Source organism: Mesorhizobium sp. M1B.F.Ca.ET.045.04.1.1 (assembly GCF_003952465.1).
In the GTDB taxonomy this organism is placed as follows: domain Bacteria; phylum Pseudomonadota; class Alphaproteobacteria; order Rhizobiales; family Rhizobiaceae; genus Mesorhizobium; species Mesorhizobium shonense.
In genome coordinates this window covers 3755713-3778301 of record NZ_CP034448.1, presented here as the reverse complement: position 1 = coordinate 3778301, position 22589 = coordinate 3755713, and the positions used below count along the sequence as shown (strand labels likewise).

Sequence of the window (22589 nt, the reverse complement as noted above, 5' to 3'; positions counted from 1 at the left end):
ACTGCCTATTCCCTTATTTCACATATTGCAGCATCGGCTCCTTGCCGGCGTCGAGCATGTCCTTGGTCAGCACCAGGGTGGGCACGGCGATGCTTTCCTCGACCTTGTCGCCGGCCAGCGCCTTCTTGACATTCTCGACCGCCTGCTTACCGACCAGATAGGGAAGCTGCGCGACGGAAGCGTTGAGGCGCCCTTCCTTGATCGACTTCACCGCATCGACATTGCCGTCGACCCCGATCATCGTCACCTGCTCACCCTTGCCGGCCGCGTAGACCGATTCGACTGCGCCCAGCGCCATGGTGTCATTGGCAGAGAAGATGGCGACGAGATCGGGATGCGCGGTCAGCGTGTCGGTGGCGATCGAGGCCGCCTTGCCGCGATCCCAGTCGCCCGGCAGCGAAGCGACGATCTGCAGCCCGGGCGCCAATTCCTTCAGCTTGTCGGCAAAGCCCTTGGCGCGCTTTTCGCCGGTGATGTTGCCGGACAGACCCTCGATCACCAGCACCGGACCCTTGGCGTCCTTGCCGAGCTTGGAGACGAGATATTCGGCGCCTTGCGCGCCGGCCGCGACATTGTCGGAACCGATATGGAAGGTGACCTTGACGCCCTCCTTGTCGAGCACGGCCTGATCGAGATTGTTGTCGAGGTCGACGATCTTCATGCCCGCAGCTTGCGCCGATTTCAGGCAGGGCAACAGATTGGTCGAGTTGATCGCGGCAGTGATCATCGCCACCGGCTTGCGCTCGAGCATCGTGTTGCAGAGGTTGAGCTGCGGCTCGGCAGCCTGGTCGCTTTCAGCCGCCTGCTGGAAATATTTCACGCCGGCTTCCTTGGCGCCGTCCGCGACGCCTTGGGCCATGGCGCCCCAGAACGGATTGGCCAGCGTCTTCATCAGCACGCCATATTCGCCGTCCTCGGCCTTGGCTGCGCCAATGGCGGAAACCGCAAGAGCTACGCCTAACGCAAGGGTAAATCGATTTATCTTCAGGAAAAGCGATGTCATTCCATCCTCCGTTTGTTGTTTGCGCCGGATGCCTCGGCCAGGGCCGGCGCCTTTGTTCCGTTTTCGACAATGGGGGCTATTGTCGGTCTCCTCCCCCGGAATGCGGGACGCTGCCTGGCGAGCCAACGGATTCCCGCATCAACACCTTGCAGGGTTCGAGCCGCGCCGTTGGCGGGCCGCCCTCGCCTTCGATCCTGCGAAACAGAACCTCCATCGCATTGCTGGCGATCTCGCGCACCGGCTGCACCACGGCGGCGATCGCCGGCCAGGTCACCTGCATCCATTCGGCGTCGTCGAAGCCGACCAGCGAGATGTCATTCGGACAATGCCAGCCACGCCGCCGGAATTCCGACAGCGCCACCAGCGTGCCCTTGAGGAATAGCGAATAGACCGCCGTCGGCCGGTCGTTCCCAGCTTCCCGCTTGCTGAAATAGTCGCGAAGCAGTGTCCGCAAAGGCTCGACGTCGCTTTCGCAAAGCACGACGTCGATGCGGATGTCGGGCGCAAGTTCCAGCGCGGTGTTGCGAAACCCTTCGAGGCGGGCGCGGACCGTCGCCGCCTGCTGGCCGAGGCCGACGACGAGGATATGGCGATGCCCCTCGCCGACCAGCGCGCGCGCCACTTCAGCACTTGCGGCCGCGCTGTCGGCCGAAACCGTATCGAAGGCATCGTCGGCAAGCACCCGGTCGATCAGCACGCCGGTCATGCCGTTCGCCTTCATGAAACCGGCCGCCGGCCCGTGCTCGTTGCGCACCGGAGCCAGCACCACGCCGGCGACGCGCCAGTCGTGCATGCGGGCAAGGATCTCCTTCTCGCGCGTTTCCGATTCACGGCTGGAGGCGGCGACCAGCGTATAGCCGCGCTGCTCGGCCAGCCCTTCGAGCTCGCTGACCATCTGGCCGAAGAACTCGCTTTCAAACTCAGGCATGATGGCGCCGATGATGCGGCGCTTGGCCCTGCGCATGTCGGAGGCGAGCGGGTCGACGCGATAGCCGAGCAGTTCGACGGCATCGAGGACGCGTTGCGCGTTTTCCGGCTTCACCGTGGTGACGCCGGCCAACACCTTGGAGACGGTGGCTGCCGACACGCCGGCATGGCTTGCCACGTCGTGGATCGACGGGCGCCGCTGTTGGGCTTCCTGTTGCGCCATCAATCTTCTCCCAAGGGCAGCTGGCCGCCCGCCCTCTCAATAATGTAACCGATAAATCGATTTTTCGCTGTTGTAAATCGTTTCATCGGGAGTAAAAAACGCATATGTGATTGACGCGATCCAATCTCGTCGGGAGGAAAAATCATGTCCAACAAAGCCTCGCCGCTGGTGATCAGCGCACCCGAACCGCGCACGCTCGACCTGATCTTCACGCCGCCGCAACTGGCTGTGTTTCGCAGCAAATATCGCATCGTCGAAACAACGCCCGAAGGCGTCGCGGAGTTGCCGCCGGATGTGTTGTCGGAGGCGCGCTACATCGTCGGCCAGCCGCCGATCGCGCCGGAAACGCTGCAGAAATTGAAGGCGCTGCGCTGCGTCTTCAATGTCGAGACCAACCTCATCAACAACATGCCGTATGAGACGCTGTTTGCCCGCGGCGTCCACGTCGTCACCACCGGCCTGGTCTTTGCCGAACCGGTTGCCGAGCTTGGCCTTGCCATGGCGCTCAATCTGGCACGCAACATCGTCGATGCCGACCTCGCCTTCCGGCAGGGAAAGGAGCTTTGGGGCGGCGACGGCAACCAGGCCGCACGACTACTCTCAGGCGCCGATATCGGCATCATCGGCTTCGGCGATCTCGGCCGCGCGCTCAATCGCCTGCTGACCGGCTTCCGCACCCGCACCAGGGTGTTCGATCCCTGGCTGCCGCCTTCCGTGCTCATCGAGCACGGCGTCGAACCGGCTGCGCTCGACAAGGTGCTGTCGGAAAGCGATTTCGTTTTCGTCGTCGCTTCGGTGACCGCCGAGAACCTGGGTTTTCTCGGCGCGGACGCCTTTGCCAAAATGCGAAAAGGCGCTGCTTTCATCCTGCTCAGCCGCGCCGGCGTCGTCGATTTTGCGGCCTTGATGGCGGCGGTGAAGAGCGGCCATATCGTTGCCGCCAGCGACGTCTTCCCGGAAGAACCGCTGGCCAAGGACCATCCCGTCCGTTCCCTGCCCGGTTTCCTGCGCTCGGCCCACCGCGCCGGCGCGCTTGACGTCGCCTTCAAGCGCATGGGCGACATGGTGCTGGAGGACATGGACCTCATCGATCGCGGACTGCCGCCGATGCGCTCCAAACGCGCCGAGCGCGAGACCGTTTCCCGGATGCGCTCCAAGCCGGTCGACAGGAATTGAGAGATTTGGGGCTCTGGCAGGGAATCCCCGACAATTCGGTCAGTAACACTGCGGCTTGCTGGAAAATACGCCCAATCTTCCGGTTTTTACCGGCAATATTTTGCTCTGATGACCCCAAATCCGGAACCTTCATCCCGACCTGTCGTTTGCCTTTCGATCGTTGCTTCTACGATCCAAGCAACAGGAGGATGATACCGTGAGCATCAAGATGATCTGCTTCGGCGCCATGGCGCTTTCGATGGTCACCGGCTCGGCTCTCGCCGCCGGGCAGACCGGCACGTCGGCGCTCGACGACCCGGCCAAGATGCAGCCTTTCTACACCGACTCCAGCATGAAGACGATGGTCAGCAAGGACGCCTTCGTGAAGGCTTGGAAGGCCATGTCGCCGGAGGATCAAACGGCGATGATGACCGCATGCGCCGACGAGGCCAAGAACGCCAATGCAGCCAACACCCATCCGGAGTTCTGCAGCAGCGTCAAAGAAAACGGCGGCAGCAAGTAACCGGTCGCCATAGGCACACATGATACGGCCTCGTTCGCGGGGCCGTTTTTCAATGCATCATCATGATCACGGATGGCCAGCACCAGCCATTAGGCCATTAGGCAACGAGATCGCCGCGGTCCGCCTGTTCAGCGTCGTTGAAATTCGCCTCGAGCCAGGCGATCGCGCTGGCGACGTCGGCAATGGCAAAGCGTGCCGCGGTCTCGCCCTGCGGCTTCACGCGGATCGAAATCCCGCCCGCGGCATTGACGGTCTCAAAACCGTTTTCGTCGGACGTGTCGTCGCCGAGGAATACCGGACGCCGGCCGGTGAACGGATCGAGCTGCATGAAGCGACGGATCGCGGCGCCCTTGGCCGCCTCCAGCGGCATCAGCTCGACACCCGCATTGCCGGCAATCACGCGGTAGCCTTTCGGCAGCCGGGCAAGCGCTGCCTCGACCAGTTCCGTCGCACGGACCAGCAAATGCGGCGCCGCCCTTGTATGAATGGCCAGCACCGGCCCCTTGCGCTCGACATAGACGGCCTTGCTTGCCAGCTCCAGCTCGATTTCGTCGGCAAGTGCCGCCATGTCCGCTGGCTCATCGGCTGCCTCGATCTGCCCGTCCGGCGTCAGCCTATGCTCCAACCCGTAGAGGCCGGCGATCCGCAGCCTCAAGGGATCGAACAGGTGATCGACGGCGGCGATCGAGCGGCCGGTGATGAAGGCGAGCGCTCCATCCAGCCGGCGTTCGATCGTCTCCAGGAGGAGGCGCAGCTCCTCGCTGACCGAAACACTGTCCGGGTGGGCGGCATGCTCCAGCAGGGTGCCGTCAATGTCGAGGAAGAGCGCCCACCGGCCGTCGGGAAGGCGCGGCGTCAAATCTGTCTGAATATTCATCGGTACCCGGCTGCCTGTTTGCGTTCGAATATGGAGACGACATTGTCGCCGTTGGTGTTCGCGGGCCGTTCCGATAATGCGGTGACCCGGTCGAGCTCGCCGCGCTTCCTCAGCCGCGCCGCGTCGAGCAGCATGCTGCCGGCCCAGCGATAGACATTGTTGTCGCGAACGATTTCGCGCATGCGCCGCATGCGCTCGCGCTGTTCGTCAGGCCCCATGGTGAGTGCTTGAAGCATGACCTCGCTCATCATCGCCGCGTCGTAAGGGTTGACGATCAGCGCCTCCAGCAGCTCTCGCGAGGCGCCGGCGAAGGTGCTGAGCAGAAGCACGCCTTGCTCGTCGTCGCGCGAGGCAACGAATTCCTTGGCGACGAGGTTCATGCCGTCATGCAGGCTGGTGACCAGGCAGATGTCCGCCGCCCGATAGATTTCGTAGACATCCTTCTGGGAATGATGCTCGGCCACCAGCACGACCGGGCGATAGGTTTCGTTGCCATAGCGCTCGTTGAGCTCCTCGGCAAAGCGCTGGCATTCCTCGTGCAACTGTTTGTAGGCCGGCAACGTGCCTCGGCTGGGTGCGGCGATTTGCAGGAACACCACCTGCCCGATCGTTTCCGGGTGACGGATGAACAGCTCCTCCAGCGCGTGAAACCGGTCGAGAATGCCCTTGGTGTAGTCGAGGCGCTCGACCCCCACGCTGAGCTTGGCATCGGCCGGAATGCCGAAACGTTCGCGGATGTGTTGTCGGGATTCCTCGACCGAAGGCAGGGCCTTCAACAGCTCGACGGGCCATTCGATCGAGATCGGATAGGCATGCACCAGCGTCGTCTGGCCGCCATAGGATACGGCGGCGTCCGCCCGCTCGATCCGGCTCTCCATGAAGCGGTCGACGCTTTCGGTGAAATTGTTGGCGTGGAACTGGGTGTGGAACCCGATGATCGAGCTGCCGAGCAGGCCGTCGAGGATGCGCTCGCGCCACGGGCAGATGCTGAACACTTCCGAGTTCGGCCATGGAATGTGCCAGAAAGTGATGACGATCGCTTCCGGCAGCCGCTCGCGGATCATGCGCGGCAAAAGCGCGAAGTGGTAGTCCTGGACCAGCACGATCGGCCACTCGTTGCGGGCCTCGGCGACCACCGTATCGGCGAATTTGCGGTTGACGGCCTCATAGGCCTCCCAATCGGAATCCCGGAAGATCGGTCGCGTGAAGGCGATGTGGCAAAGTGGCCATAGGCCCTCATTGGCAAAGCCGAGATAATAGCCCTGATATTGCTCGTCGGTCAGCCAGACCCGGCGCAGCGTGTATGAGGGATTGCCAGGGGGCACCTGCAGACGGTCGTCCCCGTCCACCACCAGGTGGTCGGCGCTGCCGCCGCCATAGGCGATCCACGTGCCGGCGCAGGCGCGCGTGATCGGCTCCAGCGCCGAAACCAGTCCGCTCGCCGGCACGACGAGTTCGACATCGCCTTTCTTGTTCTCGTTGTGGATGTAGGGCTCGCGGTTGGAAACAACGATGACCTGTGCGTCCGGCAGATCCTCGGTGAGGATCTTGCGCAGCGTCTCCGGCGACCAGGTCACCAGGGCAGCGTCGACCGACTGTCCATTCTTCTCGAATTCGCGCATCACCTTGCGCGCGGCTTCCGAGGCGACATCATCGCCCGAGCCAGGCATGCTCGCAGCCCTCGAATGTTGGCGGCGGTGCCGGGATACTGAAATGAAGATCGCGAGAGCGGAAAGTCCGAGACTTGCGAGGATGAGAACCCACAAAAAGTCGACGCCATATTGTGTCATTGAAATGCCAGGCTGCCTCCGGCTGTCCGCTATTTTGTTTTTCGTTCTTGCCGGCTGCGGACCGGTAGGCCGGTACGAGTTTGCAAACGCATAACCCGGTCGTCGGTTCCGACATTTTTCGATTATCGGACGCGCGCTTGCGGAACTCTGCTCTGAGCAATTTCGGGAAAAGCGTGGGGCGGCCTTCCATCCGGAATTGCGTAAAAACAAATAATTAGAGCAATTCAATGATCCTGCCGGACGCTGAACTGCTCTAAGTCCGCACGATGAGCGGCACCATGCCCTCATGCCGGTCGGAAAGAAAGGCCACCACGCGGTCGCCGACTCGCTGGAACGTGAGGTCGACGGATTTGTCGCCGACGGTCAGGTGCCGGAGCGTGAGTGTGTCGATACCGATCGGCATCCTTGGGCGCGTGACGTGCAGTTCGCCTTCCCATCCATCGATTTCCAGGCCGAGGCAGGCCTGCATCAGCATGAAGGTGGAGCCTGCCGACCAGGCCTGCGGCAGGCAGGCGACAGGATAGGCGATCGGCGCTTCGCCTGGTGCCCGGATGAAGCCGCAGAACAATTCCGGCAGCCGCATGTTGAAGTGCACGGCTGACTCGAAGGTGCCGCTCATCAGCCGCACCACACTGTCGCGCTCGCCGTAACGCGCCAGGCCGACACCGCAGAGCGCGGTATCGTGCGGCCAGATCGAGCCGTTGTGATAGGACATCGGGTTGAAGAAGATCGCGTCGTCGGCGAGCGTCCTCAGCCCCCAGCCGGAATGGAAGGAAGCCGACAGCAATTGATCGGCGACGATCTTGGCGCGCTCCGGCTGGGGCAGCCCGGCATAAAGAAGATGCCCGGCATTTGACGTTCGCACCTTGCAGGGCTGGCCTTCGCCGTCGATCGCGATGGCGTAGAAGTTCAGATCGTCGATCCAGAAGTCGCGCTCGACGGCCAGCCGCATTTCCTCGGCGCGGTTCTCCCAATGCTCGGCATCGGCGAACTCGCCGCGGCGGCGCGCGAGCGCGGCAAGGCCCCGGTAGGCGGCAAAGACATAGCCCTGCACCTCGACCAGGGCGATCGGCCCCCTGGGAATACGTCCGTCGGCATGGAAGACCGAATCGATGCTGTCCTTCCAGCCCTGGTTGGCGAGCCCGGATTCCGCCGCGCGCTGGTAGGTGACGAAGCCGGTCGCCCGGCTGGCCTCTTCAGTCCACTCGGCGGCCGCCTTGAGCGATGGCCAGAGCGTGTCGATGAAGGCCATGTCGCCGGTGCGGTCGGCATAGGCGCAGGCGAGATGAATGTAGAGTGGGGTCGTGTCGACACCGCCGTAATAGCGGCCGAAGGGGAGCTCGCGCAGCGCCGCCATCTCGCCCTTGCGTGTCTCGTGCATGATCTTGCCCGGCTGCGAATCGATGAAGGGCGACGTCTCCGTCGCCTGATGCTCGGCAAGAAACGCCAGCACGCCGCGCGCCAGGCCCGGATTGAGCCACAGCATCTGTAGCCCCGAGATCACGCCGTCGCGGCCGAAGGCCGTCGAGAACCACGGAATGCCTGCGTAGGGATAGGGTCCGGTCGAGAGCTCGGTGGTGAGCAGCGCGACATCGGCGCGTGCGCGCTCGACCCAGTCGTTGAAGACACGGCCGGAACTGTGCACCGTGGCGCCATGCCGGCGCTTGGCGCGCATGCCGAAACGCGCGCGGGCCGCGGCGGCACGGAAGCGGTCGCGCCCGGGTATGTCGGCGACCTCCGGGCCGACTTCGACATAAAGCACCTTGCTGCTGCGCTTGGTGACCGCGATCAGGAAGTCGGCACGATTGTCGCTCAACTGGTCGGGGGCTTGCGAAAAGGAGATCGCCGACAGGCGCGGCAAGCCGTCGAGGCCGTCATAGCCGAGCAGCACCGATGCCTTGTCGGTCTTGGCGACATGGACCGTTCCGCGCTTCGGCCGCGTCGAGCCGCGCACCTCGAACATGTCGCGGAAATCGGCGGCGAAATGCAACGAGACGGCAATGGTCGAATGCTCCCGGCTGTAATTGGAAAGCGTGATTCGATCGAACAGCCGGTCCTGCCAGATCAGCCTGACGCGCTCGATGTGGATCGCGCCCTGCGGAATGTCGCGGCCGGCGGCGCTCTGGATCGGCAGGTTGGTCAGGTTGCTGGTGAACAGCACGTTGTCCTGACTGAGCGAGGCGCCAAGCAGCGACATCGGCCTGCCGCCGACCGTCAGGCGGAATTCGGAAAGCACGCGCGTATCGTCGCGAAAGAAACCGTCGCCGGCGCCCCGGATGTCGCCATAGGCGTCCGTGACGGCAAAACAGTCGCCCTGCTTGAGCGCGAACAGCCGATGCGGCTCCCGCGGCGCCGTTTCGTCGAGCGAGGCAAGAGCCACCGCGGGATCGAGCTTGCGCTCGTCGAGCTCCATCATTCGTCACCTCTCGTTTGTCCCGCCCGTAAGACAATGCCGATCAGGAGGCTCTCGCCTCCGGGATGCCGATCAGCCGCATATAGGCGGCTTGATAGTCGCGCGCCATCCTGATGACCGAAAAACGCTTTTCGAAGACTGCCCTCACCTGCCTCCGGTCAAGCTTCAGAAGCGTGGGCACCGCCGCGACCGCATCGTCAACCGTATCGACGACAAAGCCCGTCACCCCCCGATCGATGATCTCCGGCAAGGCACCGCAATTCCAGGCGATCACCGGCGTGCCGCAAGCCATGGCCTCGACCGGAGCCAGGCCGAACGGCTCCGGCCAGTCGATCGGAAACAGGAGGCCCGCGGCGTTGCCGAGGAACCCAGCCTTCTCATCTTCCGCGATCTCGCCGACATAGTCGACGCGGTTGCCGTCGATGAGCGCCTCGATCTCGTCGTGAAAATAGGCGCGATCGTCGTCGCCGATCTTGGCCGCCAGCTTCAGCTTCAATCCTGAACGCCGCGCGATCTCGATCGCCCGATCCGGTCGCTTGTCGCGAGACAGTCGCCCGAGGAAGGCTAGGTACGGCTCTTCGGTCGATGGGTCATAGGTCGGCGGATAGGCGTCGACCGGAATCCCGTGATGGATCGTCGCCAGCCAGTTGGCGTCGGGCAACCCCCGCTTCTGGCTGTGCGAGATGGAGATCATCGGAAAGCGCGGGAAGCGCTTGTATGCCGGCGCCAGGTCGACATAGTCGAGCCTGCCATGCGGCGTCGTCACCGTTCGTTCCGCCATGTGCTCGAAGAACGGAAAATGCACGAAATGGCTGAGATGGAAATGGATGACGTCGAACTCGCTGGCCCGCTCGCGCACATCGCAGAGCATCGCCATATGCGCCGCGATCTCCGATTTCTTCGGCCGCGGATCAAGCCGGATCGCCTGGTCGCGGCCGGGCACCAGCCGCGCCGAGGTCTCGCTGTCGCCGCTCGCGAACAGCGTCACATCGTGCCCCAGTTCCACCAGCGCTTCGGTGAGATAGGAGACGATGCGCTCGGTGCCGCCATAAAATCTCGGGGGGACGGATTCATAGAGCGGCGCGACGTGGGCAATGCGCATGGATTCCCTCAAAACTATTGACGGAAACCAAAATGCGTCAGCCGCGAGATCGTTCCTCTCAATCGGCAGCGGCCGGCCCCTCCAGCTTCTGCCGATCAGCTCATCCAGTTGCCGCCGTCGACATTGAGCGTCTGCGCCACGACATAGTCGGCATCGCTCGACGCCAGGAAAACGGCAGCGCCCCGGTAGTCGTCGGGATCGCCCATGCGTCCGGCCGGCACCGCCAGCCCGACCTGCCGCTTCTTCTCGCCGACCGGCAGGTTCTCGTAGCGCGCGAACAGCGCGTCGACCTGGTCCCACATCGGCGTGTCGACCACGCCTGGCGCAATGCCGTTGACGTTGATGCCGTGCTTGATGAGCGCAAGGCCCGCCGATTGGGTGATGCTGATCACGGCGGCCTTGGTCGCGCAGTAGACGGCGACCAGCGCCTCGCCGCGCCGTCCAGCCTGTGAAGCCATGTTGATGATCTTGCCGCGCCGCCCTTGCGCGACCATGCGCTTGGCCACCGCCTGCAGCGTGAACAACAGGCCCTTCACGTTGACCGAGAATTGGAGGTCGAAACTCCCCTCCGATATTTCCAGCAGCGGCCCCATGTCGAAGACGGCGGCATTGTTGACCAGGATGTCGATGCCGCCATGCGTCCGTGTCACCGTATCGACCATCGCTTCGATCGAGGCGAGATCGCGCACGTCGAGCCGGACGGCGGTCGCCTTGCCGCCGAGTTCGCGCGCCAGCGCTTCCGCTTTGTCTGCGGCCATGTCGGCGATGACGACGTGAGCGCCTTCATCGACGAAGCCGCGCACGATGGCCGCCCCGATGCCTTGCGCGCCGCCGGTGACGACGGCGATCTTGTCCTTGAGTTTCATGCCTGCTCTCCTGTCTCAGCGCCCTGTCTCAACGCCCATCTCAGCGCGTCGTATAGCCGCCATCGATGACCAGCACCTCGCCGGTCACATAGCTCGATGCAGGAGAGCACAGAAAAAGTGCTGCCGAGGCAACCTCCTCCGGCTGGCCGACGCGACCCATCGGCGTCATGCCGCGCCAGATCGGGAACCATTCAGGATTTTCGATGCCGCCGCGCGAAAGATCGGTCTCGATATAGCCGGGCGCGACGGCATTGACGCGGATATTCTCGGCCGCGAGCTCGCTGGCGAGGCTCTTGGTCATCATGTGCACGGCCGCCTTGGAGCTGTTGTAGGCGACCTGGTTCTGCGGAACGTTGGAGACGATGCCGGAGATCGAGCCGACATTGAGGATCACGCCGCCGCGCTGGCGCCGCATCGGCGCTAACGCCGCCCGGCAACACCGGAACACGGCATCGACATTGATCGCCATCGTCTGCCGCCAGATGTCCTCCGGATAGTCGCCGCTGTCGCCATGCACGGCGATCCCGGCGCTGTTGACCAGGATGTCGAGCCGGCCCGCCTTGGCGAGCGTATCGGCGACAAGCCGGTCCGGCGCCTTCTCGTCCAGCATTTCGGCGGCGAGGAAATCGAAGGCGAGGCCCGCAAGCTCCTGCCGCGCATCATCCTTCATGGTCCGGCCCGCAACGACGACGCGCGCTCCCGCTTCCCCGAGCGCCTTGGCGATGGCAAGGCCGATGCCACGCGTGCCGCCGGTCACCAGCGCAACCTTGCCGTCCAGTCGGAAGCGGTCGAGGATCATGATTGTCGTTCCATCGTCCGGAGTTGGAGGACGGCTCAGATGTCCACGCTCTGCGGCAGGATGACGAGGTCGCGGATGGTGACGTTGCGCGGCCGCGTCAGCATGAAGAGCACGGCGTCGGCCACTTCCTTCGGCTCCATCAGGCTGCCGGCGGCCAGCGCTTCTTCCATCTTGGCCTTCGGCCAGTCGCTGAGCAGCGCCGTCACCACGGGACCGGGCGCGACGGCGCCGACGCGGATGCCGTGCTTCAGCACCTGGCGGCGGACCGTGTGGACGAAGGCCTGCACGGCGAATTTCGACGCGGTGTAGATCGGCTCCCAGACCACAGGAACGAAACCGGCGACGGAGCTGGTGACGATGATGTCGCCGCTTTTCTTCTCGATCATGTGCGGCAGCACGGCGTGCACCGTACGGAACACGGCGTTGATATTGAGGTTGAGCATCCTGTCCCACTGGTCGGGATCGCCGGACGCCACCTCGCCGCCGACATAGGCGCCGGCATTGGCATGGAAGATGTCGAGCCGGCCGGCCTTTTCCAGGATCTCGGGCATCATGCGATCGACGCTCGACGGGTCGAGCAGGTCGGTGACCACCGCTGAAGCATTGTCGCCGAGCTCCGCGACGAGCGCCTTCAGGCGATCCTCGGCCCGATCGACCAGGACGACCTTCGCGCCGGCGGCGAGCATGGCGCGGGCGCATTCCAGCCCGATGCCCGAGGCAGCGCCAGTGATTGCGGCAACCTTGCCGGAGAGACTTTCAGACATTGCGATCCTCTTCGATGAGCCGTCAGGCGCGGCCGTGTGAGACGCGCGAGCGGCGGGCGAGAGAATCGACGATGACCGCGATCGCCAGCACGCAGCCGGTGATCATGTACCGGAGCGAGGATGACAGATCGAGCAGCGTCAGGCCGCTTGCGATGGACTGGATGACGATTATGCCGAGCAGCGCCGAGTAGGCGCTGCCGCGGCCGCCGAACAGGCTGGTGCCGCCGATGACGGCCGCCGCGATGGCGTTGAGGTTGACGTCGCCTGTGCCGGCCTGCTGGCTGGCGGTGGCGAGACGTGCGGCGGACAGCAGGCCGCCGGTCGCCGCCAGCGTGGCGCAGAGCGCGAAGGCGCTGGCGTAGATCAGCCGCACATTGATGCCGGCGCGTCGCGCCGCCTCGCGGTTGCCGCCCACGGCGGTCATCGAGCGGCCCCACTGGGTCCGCTTCAGCGCATAGTTCATCGCCACGACCAGGCCGACGAACAAGGCGAACATCCAGGGCACGCCGCGCGACTGGTTGAGGTAATAAGTCACCAGCTCGAGCGCGACGGTGATCACAACGGCCTGGAGCAGAAGCCCGCCGAACGAACGCGACGACAGTCCGGCGGCCTGGCGACGCTGCGCCTTGCGGTAGCCGAGCAGCAAGGCGAGCACGCCGGGCACAACGGCCAAGGTGTACGACACCCAATGCGGCATCACCAGAAGCTGGCCGAAATTCACCAGCGGCGAATCGTAAGGCAGGTTGATCGAGCCGGTCGGGCCGAGGATGTAGAGCTGCAGGCCGAGGAAGGCGAGCAAGCCGGAGAGCGTCGACACGAAGCTCGGCATGCCCAGCCGGTTGAGCAGCAGCGCATAGACGCAGCCGGTCACGAACCCGACCGCCATCGCCGCCACGATGGCAAGCGCGACCGGCCAGCCCCACTGGACCCAAAGCACGCCGAGCAGCGCGGAAGACAGGCCGCTGACGGAGCCGACGGACAGGTCGATCTCGCCGACCATCAGAACGCAGACGATGCCGAGTGAGATGATGCCGACCGTCGAGCAGTCGAACAAAAGGTTGACCAGGTTGTTCGGCTGCAGGAATACGGGATTCAGCGTCTGGAAGATCGCACAGATCAGGACCAGCCCGACAACCACGGGCAGCGAGCCGAGATCGCCGGACCGGACGCGGTCGAGAAAGCCCCTGATGGCGCCCTTCGCGCCGCTGCGATCCTTCAGCCGCTCGTCGCCGCGATCGAGCAGCGCGCCGGGATTGCGATCGGAAGCCGTCGTCATGGCTGTTCTCCCTGCACCTTCTCGGCTGTGCGCCTGCCGCGCCGCGAGACCGCGTTGTCGTCGGCGCCGGTTATCGCGGTCACCAGTTCCTGGTTGGATGCGCCGGGCAGGAAGATGCCGTTGTTGCGGCCGAGCCTCAGCACCACGATGCGGTCGGCCACGGCGCGCACATCCTCCATATTGTGGCTGATCATGACGACGCCCAACCCGCGGTCGCGCACGCGCTCGATGAGGTTCAACACCTCGGCAGTCTGGGCAACGCCAAGGGCCGCAGTCGGTTCGTCGAGGAGAATGACCCTCGGTTCCATCAGCAGGGAGCGGGCGATCGCGACCGTCTGCCGCTGGCCGCCCGACAGCGACGCCACCGGTTCGCGCACGCTGGGGATCCGCGCCGACAGCTCTTTGAGCAGGGTCCAGGCGCGGACCTCCATCGACACTTCGTCGAGGCGAAGCGGATGAAGTTCGCGGCCGAGGAAGATGTTGGCCACGACATCCAGATTTTCGCAAAGCGCGAGATCCTGGAAAACGGTGGCAATGCCGAGTTTTAGTGCCGCGGCCGGGTTGGCCAATGTCACCGGCTGGCCGTCGAAGGTGATCGAGCCGGAGCTCGGCATATGCGCGCCGGCGAGGATCTTCACCAGCGTCGACTTGCCGGCGCCGTTGTCGCCGACCAGGGCGACGATCTCCCCGGCGTTGATGTCGAGATCGACATCGGTGAGCGCCGACACCGCTCCGAAATTCTTCGAGATGCCGCGCAGGCTGAGCACCGGCTGGCGGCTTGTCGTGGACGGCGTGTCGGGTATTGCCATGGCGCTGTTACTCTTCCCGCGTTTGGTTCGGTATGTCCGGCCGCCAGGAGGTAGCGGCCGGACACGCCCGGCTGCCTGCGTAGGCGACGTGCCGAGTATATCGCCATCGACACGGCTGCGCCGCATCGCTCTCGAGACAATGCCGCCAGGCGGCATTGCTCCTTATTCAATACCGAGCTTCTTGCAGCCTTCGGCGTAGCGGTCGGTGCAGAGCTGGGCTGCGGTCTGGATCTTCTTGTCGATGATCTCGGCCTTGAGGTTCTCCTGCGTCACCACCGCCGGCACGAAGAGCTTCGAGGGCGTGTCGTAGAGCGTCGTCTCGGCTTTCGGCGTCTCGCCCTTGAGAAGCTGCACCGCAACGTTGGCCGCCGCCGCGGCGACGATTTCGCTCGGCTTGGAAATAGTGTTGTACTGGTCGCCGGCAATGATGAGCTGCAAGGCGGCGATGGTGGCATCGTTGCCGGTCACCGTCGGTACCGGATCGACGCCGGCGGCCTTGAACGCGGCGATGGCGCCGCCGCCGGTGCCGTCATTGGCGGCGACCACGCCGACGATCTTGTTGCCGAAGCGCGAGATCTGCCCCGCCGCCCATTGCTGGGCATTCGACGGCGCCCAGTTCGGCGTGTCGAACTCGGCCAGGGTCTTGTAGCTGCCGGTCTTGAGGCCTTCATGGATGCCGTCCTTGATCAGGCCCGCCGCGGCGTCGGTCGGGGAGCCGTTGATCTGCAGCACGCCGACATCGCCGTCGCTCGACACTCCCTTCGCTTTGAGATGCTCGACCAGCGAGGCGGCGATCGCCTTGCCGATGGCCTTGTTGTCGAACGACACGTAGAAATCGGCCTTGGTGTCCGGGATCGGCCGGTCATAGGCGATGACCTTGACCCCTTGCGCCTGCGCGTTGTGCACCAGCGACGCCGCTGCCGCGGAATCGACCGGATCGAGCACGATCACCTTGGCGCCCTGGGTGATCACCGAATTGAACTGCTGCTGCTGCTTGGTGACGTCGGCGTCGGCGTTGAGGTAGAGCACCTTGCAGCTGTCGCAGAGCTTCTTCATTTCGGCGACGAAGCCGGGATGATCGTGCTCTTCGTAACGCGTCGAGCCCTGGTCGGGCATCAGGAACGCGACGGTGGAACCGGCAATATCTTGCGCATTGGCAAACGTCGCGCCGAGAGCAAGGCTCGAGACGGCCATAGCGGCCGCGGCCAATCTGGACATGTATCTGGACATAAGGTCTTCTCCATTCCCATTGTTTGATGTAACGACCTCGACATCGGGCTATGGATGTCTGCTCGTGTCGCCCGATCGGAAGTCTAGCGAACTCGTGCAGCAGCCTAACGACTTCCTCCCGCTGGCATGACACGAGGCAATGCTCGTCCGTCGCTGGTTCGCTCGCGCGACCCATCGCTTCGTCTTGATTCTTGCTTAGGCTTGTTTTTCCTCCCAAACTCCTTTCTATGCGGCGCGCGCGGCCGCGAAATTGTCCGCAACCAATCGTCTGAACTGCGAAGGCGGCATGCCCTTCTCGGCCAGGAACTGGCGGTTGAAGTTCGACAGGTTGTTGAAGCCGACCTCGAAGCAGATATCGGAAATCTGCGCCTGCTCGTCGCTCATCAGGATCTGGCAGGCGAGATTGATGCGCAGGCGCTTGATGTAATGCAGCAGCGACATGCCGGTGTGCTTGCGAAACGATCGCGAAAACGCGCTCGGCGTCTGGCCCGCGATTGCCGCGAGGTCGCCTTCGTTGAATTGGTGGGTCAGGTTCTCGCGGATATAGGCCAGCGCCTGGTTCATGCCGGCCGACATGTAGCCCGACGGGTCAGGCAGGTAGTTTTCGCTGGCGAGCACGCGCGGCGAGGTCTCGCGGCTCAGCGCTTCCATGATCGACATGAACAGGCTGATCCGGTGCACGCCGTAGGCATGCGTGATCTCCGCCAGCAACGGCATCACCTGTCTGCTCACGCCTTTGCCGAACAGGACGCCGCGCCGCGCCAGATCGAGCAGCGGCGAGACTGCGCCGAGCTCCGGAAAAGTCGTGATCGCGCCGCCGATGAATTCCTCGCTGAACTGGATCAGCCTGCAGCGCAATGGAACCGACTCCGGAACCTCGCTGATCCAGTTGTGCGGCAGGTTGGGGCCGGTGAGCACGAGATTGCCGATCTCGAACTCGCCGATGAAGTCGCCGACGAAATAGCGGCCCTTGGTCGCGACGATCTGGTGCAGCTCGTATTCGGGATGAAAGTGCCAGCGCACCGTATGATACGGATAACCGTGCCACTTCACCGCGAATGACTCGCCAGGCCTTATCTGTATGACTTCCAGATCGGGTCCCATGCTTCCTCCCGGAGGCTGTCGGGTGCTTCAGCCTTCGAACCGCGGCCGTTGTTTGGCTCATCTAGGGTCAGGATAACCGCGGCCAAGCAGGTCCGCCACCTCGCCACGCCGCGTTGACTGATACGTTTTTGACCATTTTGGGCCACGAAGATCGCATCTTCGAAAATTAGACGCCGCGAACGTTCGGGATTGGCCAACGGCGCATGAGCGCGGGAAAGTTCGCTTCGGACCACGCTGCCGCATTGCACAATTTCGGTTCGACTGCACAATAGGCGCATGTCCGCCGGTTCGTTGACCATCCTTGTTATCGACGAGAACCGCATCCGCGCCTCGATCATCGAGGCCGGATTGCGGGACGCCGGCCATCGCCATGTCACGGTGGTCCATGACGTGGCCGGCATCGCCCGGCGCATCGCCGAGATCGAGCCGGACGTCATCGTCATCGATCTCGAAAATCCAAACCGCGACATGCTGGAGAACATGTTCCAGCTGTCGCGCGCGGTGAAACGGCCGATCGCCATGTTCGTCGACCGCTCCGACCAGGCCTCGATCGAGGCGGCCGTCGATGCGGGCGTGTCCGCCTATGTCGTCGACGGGCTGAAGAAGGAGCGCATCAAGCCGATCCTCGACATGGCGATCAGCCGCTTCAATGCCTTCTCGCGCATGGCGCGCGAACTGGAGGAGGCGCGCAGCGAGTTGGAGAACCGCAAGGTCGTCGATCGGGCCAAGGGCATATTGATGAAGTCGCGCGGGCTGAGCGAAGAGGCGGCCTACGCGCTTCTGCGCAAGACCGCCATGAACCAGAACCGCAAGATCGCCGAGATCGCCCAGAGCCTGGTGACCGCGGCGGGATTGCTTGGACCGCTGGAGGGCGAATGAGCACGACTGCCTCGCACCAGGTCACTGCCGGCTTCATGCCGCTCTTCGACAGCGCCGTCCTGGTCGCGGCCGGCGAGATGGGCTTTGCCGCCCGCGAGGGCATCGAGCTCAAGTTGCAGCGCGAGACCTCCTGGGCCAACATCCGCGACCGTATCGCCATCGGCCATTTCGACGTGGCGCATATGCTGGGACCGATGCCGCTCGCCTGCAGCTTCGGCCTCACGCCGCTTGCCTCCGAGACCATTGTGCCCTTCTCGCTAGGACTCGGCGGCAACTGCATCACCGTCTCCAATGCGGTTTGGCAAGGCATGGCGGCGAACGGAGCCACGCCTGACCTCGATCCGGCTCGTGCCGGCACGGCGCTCGGCGCGCTGATCCGCGAGCGGGCCGGCCGCGAGCCGCTGCGCTTCGCGGTCGTGCATCCGCATTCCGGGCACAATTACGAGCTGCGCTATTGGCTCGCCGCCTGCGGCGTCGATCCCGATCGCGATATCGAGATCGTCATCGTACCGCCGCCGTTCATGGCGGACGCGCTCGCCGCCGGCCGCATCGACGGCTATTGCGTCGGCGAGCCCTGGAACAGCGCTGCCGTCGCCGCCGGCACCGGTCGTATCGTCACCGTCAAGGCGCTGCTGTGGCGCAACAGCCCGGAAAAGGTGATTGGCGTGCGCAGGGCCTGGGCCGAGGAGAACCCGGAAGCGCTGGCGGCGCTGTTGAGAGCACTGCATCACTCCGCCCGCTGGTGCCAGGATCCGGCAAACCGCGGCGAGTTGGCGGCGCTGATGGCCAGATACGCCTTCCTCGGGCAGCCGGAGGCGATCCAGATGCCGGTTCTCACCGGACAGCTTCAACTAGGTGGCGGCGCGGAACGGCGCGTCGAGGATTTCTTCCTGCCCTTCGACAAGGCGGCGAATTTTCCCTGGAAGAGTCATGCGCTCTGGTTCTACACGCAGATGGTGCGCTGGGGACAATTGCCGCATACGCCGCAAAACCTGGCGATCGCCCGCGACTGCTATCGGCCCGACCTCTACCGCTCGGCGCTTAAGCCGCTCGGCGTGGCGCTCCCCGGCGCCAATGCCAAGGTCGAGGGCGCGCTGAAGGTCGCGACGCCGGTCGGTTCGGCGGGGGCGAGCCTTGTCCTTGGCCCGGACGGATTTTTCGACGGCCAGATCTTCGATCCCGACCGGATCGACGCCTACATTGCCGGGCAAAAACGAGCCTGATTATTTTCGCGCCACTCTTGTGCACTGCACAATAATTGTGCGCGCGCTTGCGCTAATGGGCAATCTTTGGCCTGCTCGCTTAGTGGTCCGGCACGCTGCCAACTATAGCATACAATTGATTTCATTGGTATTTTTGACACAGTCTGAAACTGGCACGGTTCCTGCTTCGTAGTAGCCAGACTCTTCGCGGGGTCACGGAACAGGCGTCCAATGGCGGGCGCCACAGGCAAAGCTGCCGCTCAGGTCAACACGCGATCCCGGATGTAAGGACGCGCGCGACCTGGCCGGCGGCTTTTTTGTTTTTGACCGAACACGCAATCGACGGCGCCGGTCTCAAGCGGCGCCCAACGGGAGATGACGATGACGAAACGGATCGGAACTGGAACGACGCCGAAGGACCTGACCCGGCGCGACTTCCTTGCCAGAAGCGCGCTCACTGCTGGGCTGTTCGTGGCGGCGCGCAAGCTCCTGCCCTCGGGCGCCTATGCCGCCACGCCCACTCCCGAGGTGACCGGCGCCAAGCTCGGCTTCATCGCGCTGACGGACGCGGCGCCGCTGATGATCGCCAAGGAGAAGGGACTGTTCGCCAAATACGGCATGCCCGATGTCGAGGTGCTGAAGCAGGCCTCCTGGGGCGCTACGCGCGATAATCTTGTGCTCGGCGGCGAGGCTAACGGCATCGACGGCGCCCACATCCTGACGCCGATGCCCTACCTCATGCACACCGGCAAGGTGACCCAGAACAACCAGCCGCTGCCGATGGCGATCGTGGCGCGGCTGAACTACGACTGCCAGGGCATTTCCGTTGCTCAGGAATACACCGCCACCGGTGTCGGCCTCGACGCGTCCAAACTGAAGGAGGCCTTCGCCGCCAAGAAGGCCGCCGGCAAGGAAGTGAAGGCCGCCATGACCTTCCCGGGCGGCACGCACGACCTCTGGCTGCGCTACTGGCTGGCCGCCGGCGGCATCGATCCCGACAAGGATGTCTCCACCATCGTCGTTCCGCCGCCGCAGATGGTGGCCAACATGAAGGTCGGCAACATGGACGTGTTCTGCGTCGGCGAGCCGTGGAACGAGCAGCTTGTTCACCAGGGCATTGGCTTCACCGCCGCCACCACCGGCGAGCTGTGGAAGGGCCATCCGGAAAAGGCGCTCGCCCTGCGCGCCGCCTTCATCGAAAAATACCCCAACGCCACCAAGGCAATCCTGATGGCCGTCATGGAGGCCCAGCAATGGTGCGAGGCCATGGAGAACAAGGAGGAGATGGCCTCGATCATCGGCAAGCGGCAATGGATGAACGTGCCCGTTGCCGACATCATCGGCCGCCTCAAGGGCGACATCAACTACGGCAACGACCGCGCCGCCAAGGGCACCGACCTCTACATGAAGTTCTGGAAGGGTGGGGTCTCCTATCCCTTCAAGAGCCATGATGCCTGGTTCCTCACCGAGAACATCCGGTGGGGCAAGTTGGCGCCGACCACCGACATCAAGGCGCTGGTCGACCAGGTCAACCGTGAGGATCTCTGGCGCGAGGCGGCGAAGGATCTGGGCGTCGCGGCAGGCGACATCCCTCAATCGCCCTCGCGCGGCGTCGAGACCTTCTTCGACGGCAAGACCTTCGATCCGGCCAACCCGTCCGCCTATCTCGACAGCCTGAAGATCAAGGCATCGGCTTAAGCGCGACGGCGCCTTCGCGCCGTCGTCGCTTAAGCGACAAACGGCGCAACGCGCCGTTTGTCGCGACTGCCCCACGGAGATTTTCCACGACATGTCCATCCAAACCGTCGAGGACACCAAGGTGAAGGCATTTCCTGCGAAGCCCGCCGAGGTGATTGCCTTCACCGCAAAAGCGCGGCGCCGCATCGACCTCACGGCCATTGCCGGCCGGCTGGCGACGGCACTGGTGCCGCCGGCCGTCGTCATCCTCGTCCTGCTCGTCGTCTGGCAGGTGGCCTGCTCTTCGCCGACGGCCAGCCTGCCGCCGCCGAGCCAGGTGTGGAACGAGGCTTACGACCTGATCGCCCATCCGTTCTTCGACAATGGCCCGCAGGACATAGGCCTCGCCTGGCGAGTGCTGATCTCGCTGCAGCGCGTCGCCATCGGCTTCGGCATGGCGGCGGTGGTTGGCGTTGCGCTGGGCGCCCTGGTCGGTCAGTCTGTCTGGGCGATGCGCGGTCTCGATCCGGTCTTCCAGATCCTGCGCACCGTACCACCGCTCGCCTGGCTGCCGCTGTCTCTGGCCGCCTTTCGCGACTCCAACCCGTCGGCGCTGTTCGTGATCTTCATCACCTCGATCTGGCCGGTGATCATCAATACCGCCGTCGGCGTGCGCAACATCCCCGAGGACTACCGCAACGTCGCCCGCATCCTGCGGCTCAACCAGCTCGAATTCTTCGTCAAGATCATGGTGCCGGCCGCCGCGCCCTACATCTTCACGGGCCTCAGGATCGGCATCGGTCTCTCCTGGCTCGCTATCGTTGCCGCCGAGATGCTGACCGGTGGCGTCGGCATCGGCTTCTTCATCTGGGACGCGTGGAATTCCTCGCGACTGCCAGACATCATAGTCGCGCTCGTCTATATCGGCGTCACCGGCTTCTGCCTCGACCGGCTGGTTGCGGCGGTCGGCGCCTTCGTCACCCGCGGCACAACGGCAAAGTGAGGACGGCGCCATGATCGCCTATCTGAAGCTCGACCATATCGACAAATCCTTCTCTCGTGGCGGCCAGTTCAGCGAGGTGCTGAAGGACATCAGGCTCACCATCGATGCTGGCGAGTTCGTCTCCATCATCGGCCATTCCGGCTGCGGCAAGTCGACCTTGCTCAACCTGATCGCCGGACTGACCAAGGTTTCCAAGGGCGCCGTGCTGCTCGAGAACAGGGAGGTCGACAGCCCCGGACCGGAGCGCGCCGTGGTTTTCCAGAACCACTCGCTGCTGCCCTGGCTTACCGTCTACGAGAACATCAACCTCGCCGTATCCAAGGTCTTCGGCCGCACGAAGAGCCGGGCCGAGCGGCATGACTGGATCATGCGCAACCTCGACCTCGTGCAGATGGCGCATGCAAGGGACAAGCGCCCGGCCGAGATATCGGGCGGCATGAAGCAACGCGTCGGCATTGCTCGCGCCCTCGCAATGGAGCCGAAGATCCTTCTGCTCGACGAGCCCTTCGGCGCGCTCGACGCGCTGACCCGCGCCCATCTCCAGGATGCGGTGATGGACATCCACGCCAGGCTGGGCTCGACCACGATCATGATCACCCATGATGTCGACGAGGCGGTGCTTCTGTCCGACCGTATCGTGATGATGACCAACGGCCCCTCGGCCACCATCGGCGAGGTGCTTCCGGTGCCGCTCGCCCGGCCGCGCCGGCGCATCGAGCTTGCCTCCGACCGCACTTTCCTGCGCTGCCGCGAGGCGGTGCTGAAGTTCCTCTATGAACGCCACCGCTTCGTCGAAGCGGCGGAGTAAGGCCGTGACCGAAAAACGCACCGCATCGACAATAGGCAATCTACCGCATTGCACAAATATTATGCTGCCCTGCAAGGCATCCTGACTAATCTTTGATCCGCTCCGGGCTTGGTCAAAAGTCGCACGACAACGTCTTCGTATTGATTTCATTAGATAATT

At 64.0% G+C, this 22589-nt stretch carries 20 protein-coding genes; 7 read left to right on the top strand and 13 right to left on the bottom strand.

The window, feature by feature from the left end; genetic code table 11:
• Positions 1 to 13 precede the first annotated feature (13 nt).
• Both EJ071_RS18390 and EJ071_RS18385 read right to left on the bottom strand, forming a co-directional pair.
• Complete coding sequence (locus EJ071_RS18390; protein WP_245460291.1) at positions 14 to 1003, bottom strand: substrate-binding domain-containing protein; 990 nt, start codon at positions 1001 to 1003, stop codon at positions 14 to 16.
• 76 nt (positions 1004 to 1079) lie between these two features.
• Positions 1080 to 2153 (bottom strand): LacI family DNA-binding transcriptional regulator, encoded by a 1074-nt coding sequence (locus EJ071_RS18385; RefSeq protein ID WP_126099114.1) that lies wholly within the window; start codon positions 2151 to 2153, stop codon positions 1080 to 1082.
• Positions 2154 to 2297: 144 nt separating this feature from the next.
• Between EJ071_RS18385 and EJ071_RS18380 the strand changes: the two genes are divergently transcribed.
• On the top strand, positions 2298 to 3329 hold the full coding sequence (locus EJ071_RS18380; protein ID WP_126099113.1) for a hydroxyacid dehydrogenase: 1032 nt from the start codon (positions 2298 to 2300) through the stop codon (positions 3327 to 3329).
• A 196-nt stretch (positions 3330 to 3525) separates the two neighbouring features.
• Positions 3526 to 3831, top strand: coding sequence for a hypothetical protein (locus tag EJ071_RS18375; RefSeq protein ID WP_126099112.1), 306 nt, complete (start codon positions 3526 to 3528; stop codon positions 3829 to 3831).
• Between the two features lie 97 nt (positions 3832 to 3928).
• On the opposite strand, the gene otsB is transcribed toward EJ071_RS18375, so the two are convergent.
• The 11 genes from otsB to EJ071_RS18320 form a co-directional block, all read right to left on the bottom strand.
• Positions 3929 to 4708: a trehalose-phosphatase gene (gene otsB / locus EJ071_RS18370; RefSeq protein ID WP_126099111.1), complete on the bottom strand. Its 780-nt coding sequence runs from the start codon at positions 4706 to 4708 to the stop codon at positions 3929 to 3931.
• Positions 4705 to 6498, bottom strand: coding sequence for a trehalose-6-phosphate synthase (locus EJ071_RS18365; protein ID WP_126099110.1), 1794 nt, complete (start codon positions 6496 to 6498; stop codon positions 4705 to 4707). The genes otsB and EJ071_RS18365 overlap by 4 nt, the downstream gene beginning before the upstream one ends.
• A 253-nt stretch (positions 6499 to 6751) precedes the next feature.
• Positions 6752 to 8914 (bottom strand): amylo-alpha-1,6-glucosidase, encoded by a 2163-nt coding sequence (locus EJ071_RS18360; RefSeq protein ID WP_126099109.1) that lies wholly within the window; start codon positions 8912 to 8914, stop codon positions 6752 to 6754.
• Between the two features lie 40 nt (positions 8915 to 8954).
• A complete protein-coding gene (locus EJ071_RS18355) occupies positions 8955 to 10013 on the bottom strand; it encodes a glycosyltransferase family 4 protein (RefSeq protein WP_126099108.1) in 1059 nt (352 codons plus the stop codon).
• 95 nt (positions 10014 to 10108) lie between these two features.
• Positions 10109 to 10879, bottom strand: a complete 771-nt coding sequence (locus EJ071_RS18350; protein WP_126099107.1) for an L-iditol 2-dehydrogenase — start codon at positions 10877 to 10879, stop codon at positions 10109 to 10111.
• Positions 10880 to 10919: 40 nt separating this feature from the next.
• Positions 10920 to 11678, bottom strand: a complete 759-nt coding sequence (locus EJ071_RS18345; RefSeq protein ID WP_126099106.1) for a glucose 1-dehydrogenase — start codon at positions 11676 to 11678, stop codon at positions 10920 to 10922.
• Between the two features lie 35 nt (positions 11679 to 11713).
• On the bottom strand, positions 11714 to 12442 hold the full coding sequence (locus tag EJ071_RS18340) for an SDR family oxidoreductase (RefSeq protein WP_126099105.1): 729 nt from the start codon (positions 12440 to 12442) through the stop codon (positions 11714 to 11716).
• A 22-nt stretch (positions 12443 to 12464) separates the two neighbouring features.
• A complete protein-coding gene (locus EJ071_RS18335; protein WP_126099104.1) occupies positions 12465 to 13718 on the bottom strand; it encodes a sugar ABC transporter permease in 1254 nt (417 codons plus the stop codon).
• Positions 13715 to 14527: an ATP-binding cassette domain-containing protein gene (locus EJ071_RS18330; RefSeq protein ID WP_126099103.1), complete on the bottom strand. Its 813-nt coding sequence runs from the start codon at positions 14525 to 14527 to the stop codon at positions 13715 to 13717. Before EJ071_RS18330 ends, EJ071_RS18335 begins: the two co-directional genes overlap by 4 nt.
• A 162-nt stretch (positions 14528 to 14689) precedes the next feature.
• The gene (locus EJ071_RS18325; RefSeq protein ID WP_126099102.1) at positions 14690 to 15757 is read right to left on the bottom strand and encodes a sugar ABC transporter substrate-binding protein; all 1068 of its coding nucleotides are present in this window, start codon (positions 15755 to 15757) and stop codon (positions 14690 to 14692) included.
• Between the two features lie 225 nt (positions 15758 to 15982).
• Complete coding sequence (locus EJ071_RS18320; RefSeq protein ID WP_126099101.1) at positions 15983 to 16861, bottom strand: AraC family transcriptional regulator; 879 nt, start codon at positions 16859 to 16861, stop codon at positions 15983 to 15985.
• A gap of 276 nt (positions 16862 to 17137) precedes the next feature.
• Between EJ071_RS18320 and EJ071_RS18315 the strand changes: the two genes are divergently transcribed.
• The 5 genes from EJ071_RS18315 to EJ071_RS18295 all read left to right on the top strand — a co-directional run bounded on the left by EJ071_RS18315 (position 17138) and on the right by EJ071_RS18295 (position 22430).
• The gene (locus EJ071_RS18315; protein WP_126099100.1) at positions 17138 to 17740 is read left to right on the top strand and encodes an ANTAR domain-containing response regulator; all 603 of its coding nucleotides are present in this window, start codon (positions 17138 to 17140) and stop codon (positions 17738 to 17740) included.
• Positions 17737 to 18963 carry a CmpA/NrtA family ABC transporter substrate-binding protein gene (locus EJ071_RS18310; protein ID WP_126099099.1) on the top strand — a complete coding sequence of 409 codons (1227 nt, stop codon included), beginning with the start codon at positions 17737 to 17739 and terminating at the stop codon, positions 18961 to 18963. Before EJ071_RS18315 ends, EJ071_RS18310 begins: the two co-directional genes overlap by 4 nt.
• A gap of 360 nt (positions 18964 to 19323) precedes the next feature.
• The gene (locus EJ071_RS18305; RefSeq protein ID WP_126099098.1) at positions 19324 to 20640 is read left to right on the top strand and encodes a CmpA/NrtA family ABC transporter substrate-binding protein; all 1317 of its coding nucleotides are present in this window, start codon (positions 19324 to 19326) and stop codon (positions 20638 to 20640) included.
• 91 nt (positions 20641 to 20731) lie between these two features.
• Entirely contained in the window at positions 20732 to 21622 is an 891-nt protein-coding gene (ntrB, locus tag EJ071_RS18300) for a nitrate ABC transporter permease (RefSeq protein ID WP_126099097.1), read from the top strand.
• Positions 21623 to 21632: 10 nt separating this feature from the next.
• Positions 21633 to 22430 (top strand): ABC transporter ATP-binding protein, encoded by a 798-nt coding sequence (locus tag EJ071_RS18295; protein ID WP_126099096.1) that lies wholly within the window; start codon positions 21633 to 21635, stop codon positions 22428 to 22430.
• Positions 22431 to 22589 lie beyond the last annotated feature (159 nt).

Coding starts and splice junctions, on each gene's coding strand:
- EJ071_RS18380 (WP_126099113.1), top strand. CDS start 2,298: ATGTCCAACAAAGCCTCGCCGCTGGTGATCAGCGCACCCGAACCGCGC.
- EJ071_RS18320 (WP_126099101.1), bottom strand. CDS start 16,861: ATGGGACCCGATCTGGAAGTCATACAGATAAGGCCTGGCGAGTCATTC.
- EJ071_RS18350 (WP_126099107.1), bottom strand. CDS start 10,879: ATGAAACTCAAGGACAAGATCGCCGTCGTCACCGGCGGCGCGCAAGGC.
- EJ071_RS18385 (WP_126099114.1), bottom strand. CDS start 2,153: ATGGCGCAACAGGAAGCCCAACAGCGGCGCCCGTCGATCCACGACGTG.
- EJ071_RS18365 (WP_126099110.1), bottom strand. CDS start 6,498: ATGACACAATATGGCGTCGACTTTTTGTGGGTTCTCATCCTCGCAAGT.
- EJ071_RS18325 (WP_126099102.1), bottom strand. CDS start 15,757: ATGTCCAGATACATGTCCAGATTGGCCGCGGCCGCTATGGCCGTCTCG.
- ntrB (WP_126099097.1), top strand. CDS start 20,732: ATGTCCATCCAAACCGTCGAGGACACCAAGGTGAAGGCATTTCCTGCG.
- EJ071_RS18310 (WP_126099099.1), top strand. CDS start 17,737: ATGAGCACGACTGCCTCGCACCAGGTCACTGCCGGCTTCATGCCGCTC.
- EJ071_RS18360 (WP_126099109.1), bottom strand. CDS start 8,914: ATGATGGAGCTCGACGAGCGCAAGCTCGATCCCGCGGTGGCTCTTGCC.
- EJ071_RS18390 (WP_245460291.1), bottom strand. CDS start 1,003: ATGACATCGCTTTTCCTGAAGATAAATCGATTTACCCTTGCGTTAGGC.
- EJ071_RS18340 (WP_126099105.1), bottom strand. CDS start 12,442: ATGTCTGAAAGTCTCTCCGGCAAGGTTGCCGCAATCACTGGCGCTGCC.
- EJ071_RS18330 (WP_126099103.1), bottom strand. CDS start 14,527: ATGGCAATACCCGACACGCCGTCCACGACAAGCCGCCAGCCGGTGCTC.
- EJ071_RS18345 (WP_126099106.1), bottom strand. CDS start 11,678: ATGATCCTCGACCGCTTCCGACTGGACGGCAAGGTTGCGCTGGTGACC.
- EJ071_RS18335 (WP_126099104.1), bottom strand. CDS start 13,718: ATGACGACGGCTTCCGATCGCAATCCCGGCGCGCTGCTCGATCGCGGC.
- EJ071_RS18305 (WP_126099098.1), top strand. CDS start 19,324: ATGACGAAACGGATCGGAACTGGAACGACGCCGAAGGACCTGACCCGG.
- otsB (WP_126099111.1), bottom strand. CDS start 4,708: ATGAATATTCAGACAGATTTGACGCCGCGCCTTCCCGACGGCCGGTGG.
- EJ071_RS18355 (WP_126099108.1), bottom strand. CDS start 10,013: ATGCGCATTGCCCACGTCGCGCCGCTCTATGAATCCGTCCCCCCGAGA.
- EJ071_RS18315 (WP_126099100.1), top strand. CDS start 17,138: ATGTCCGCCGGTTCGTTGACCATCCTTGTTATCGACGAGAACCGCATC.
- EJ071_RS18295 (WP_126099096.1), top strand. CDS start 21,633: ATGATCGCCTATCTGAAGCTCGACCATATCGACAAATCCTTCTCTCGT.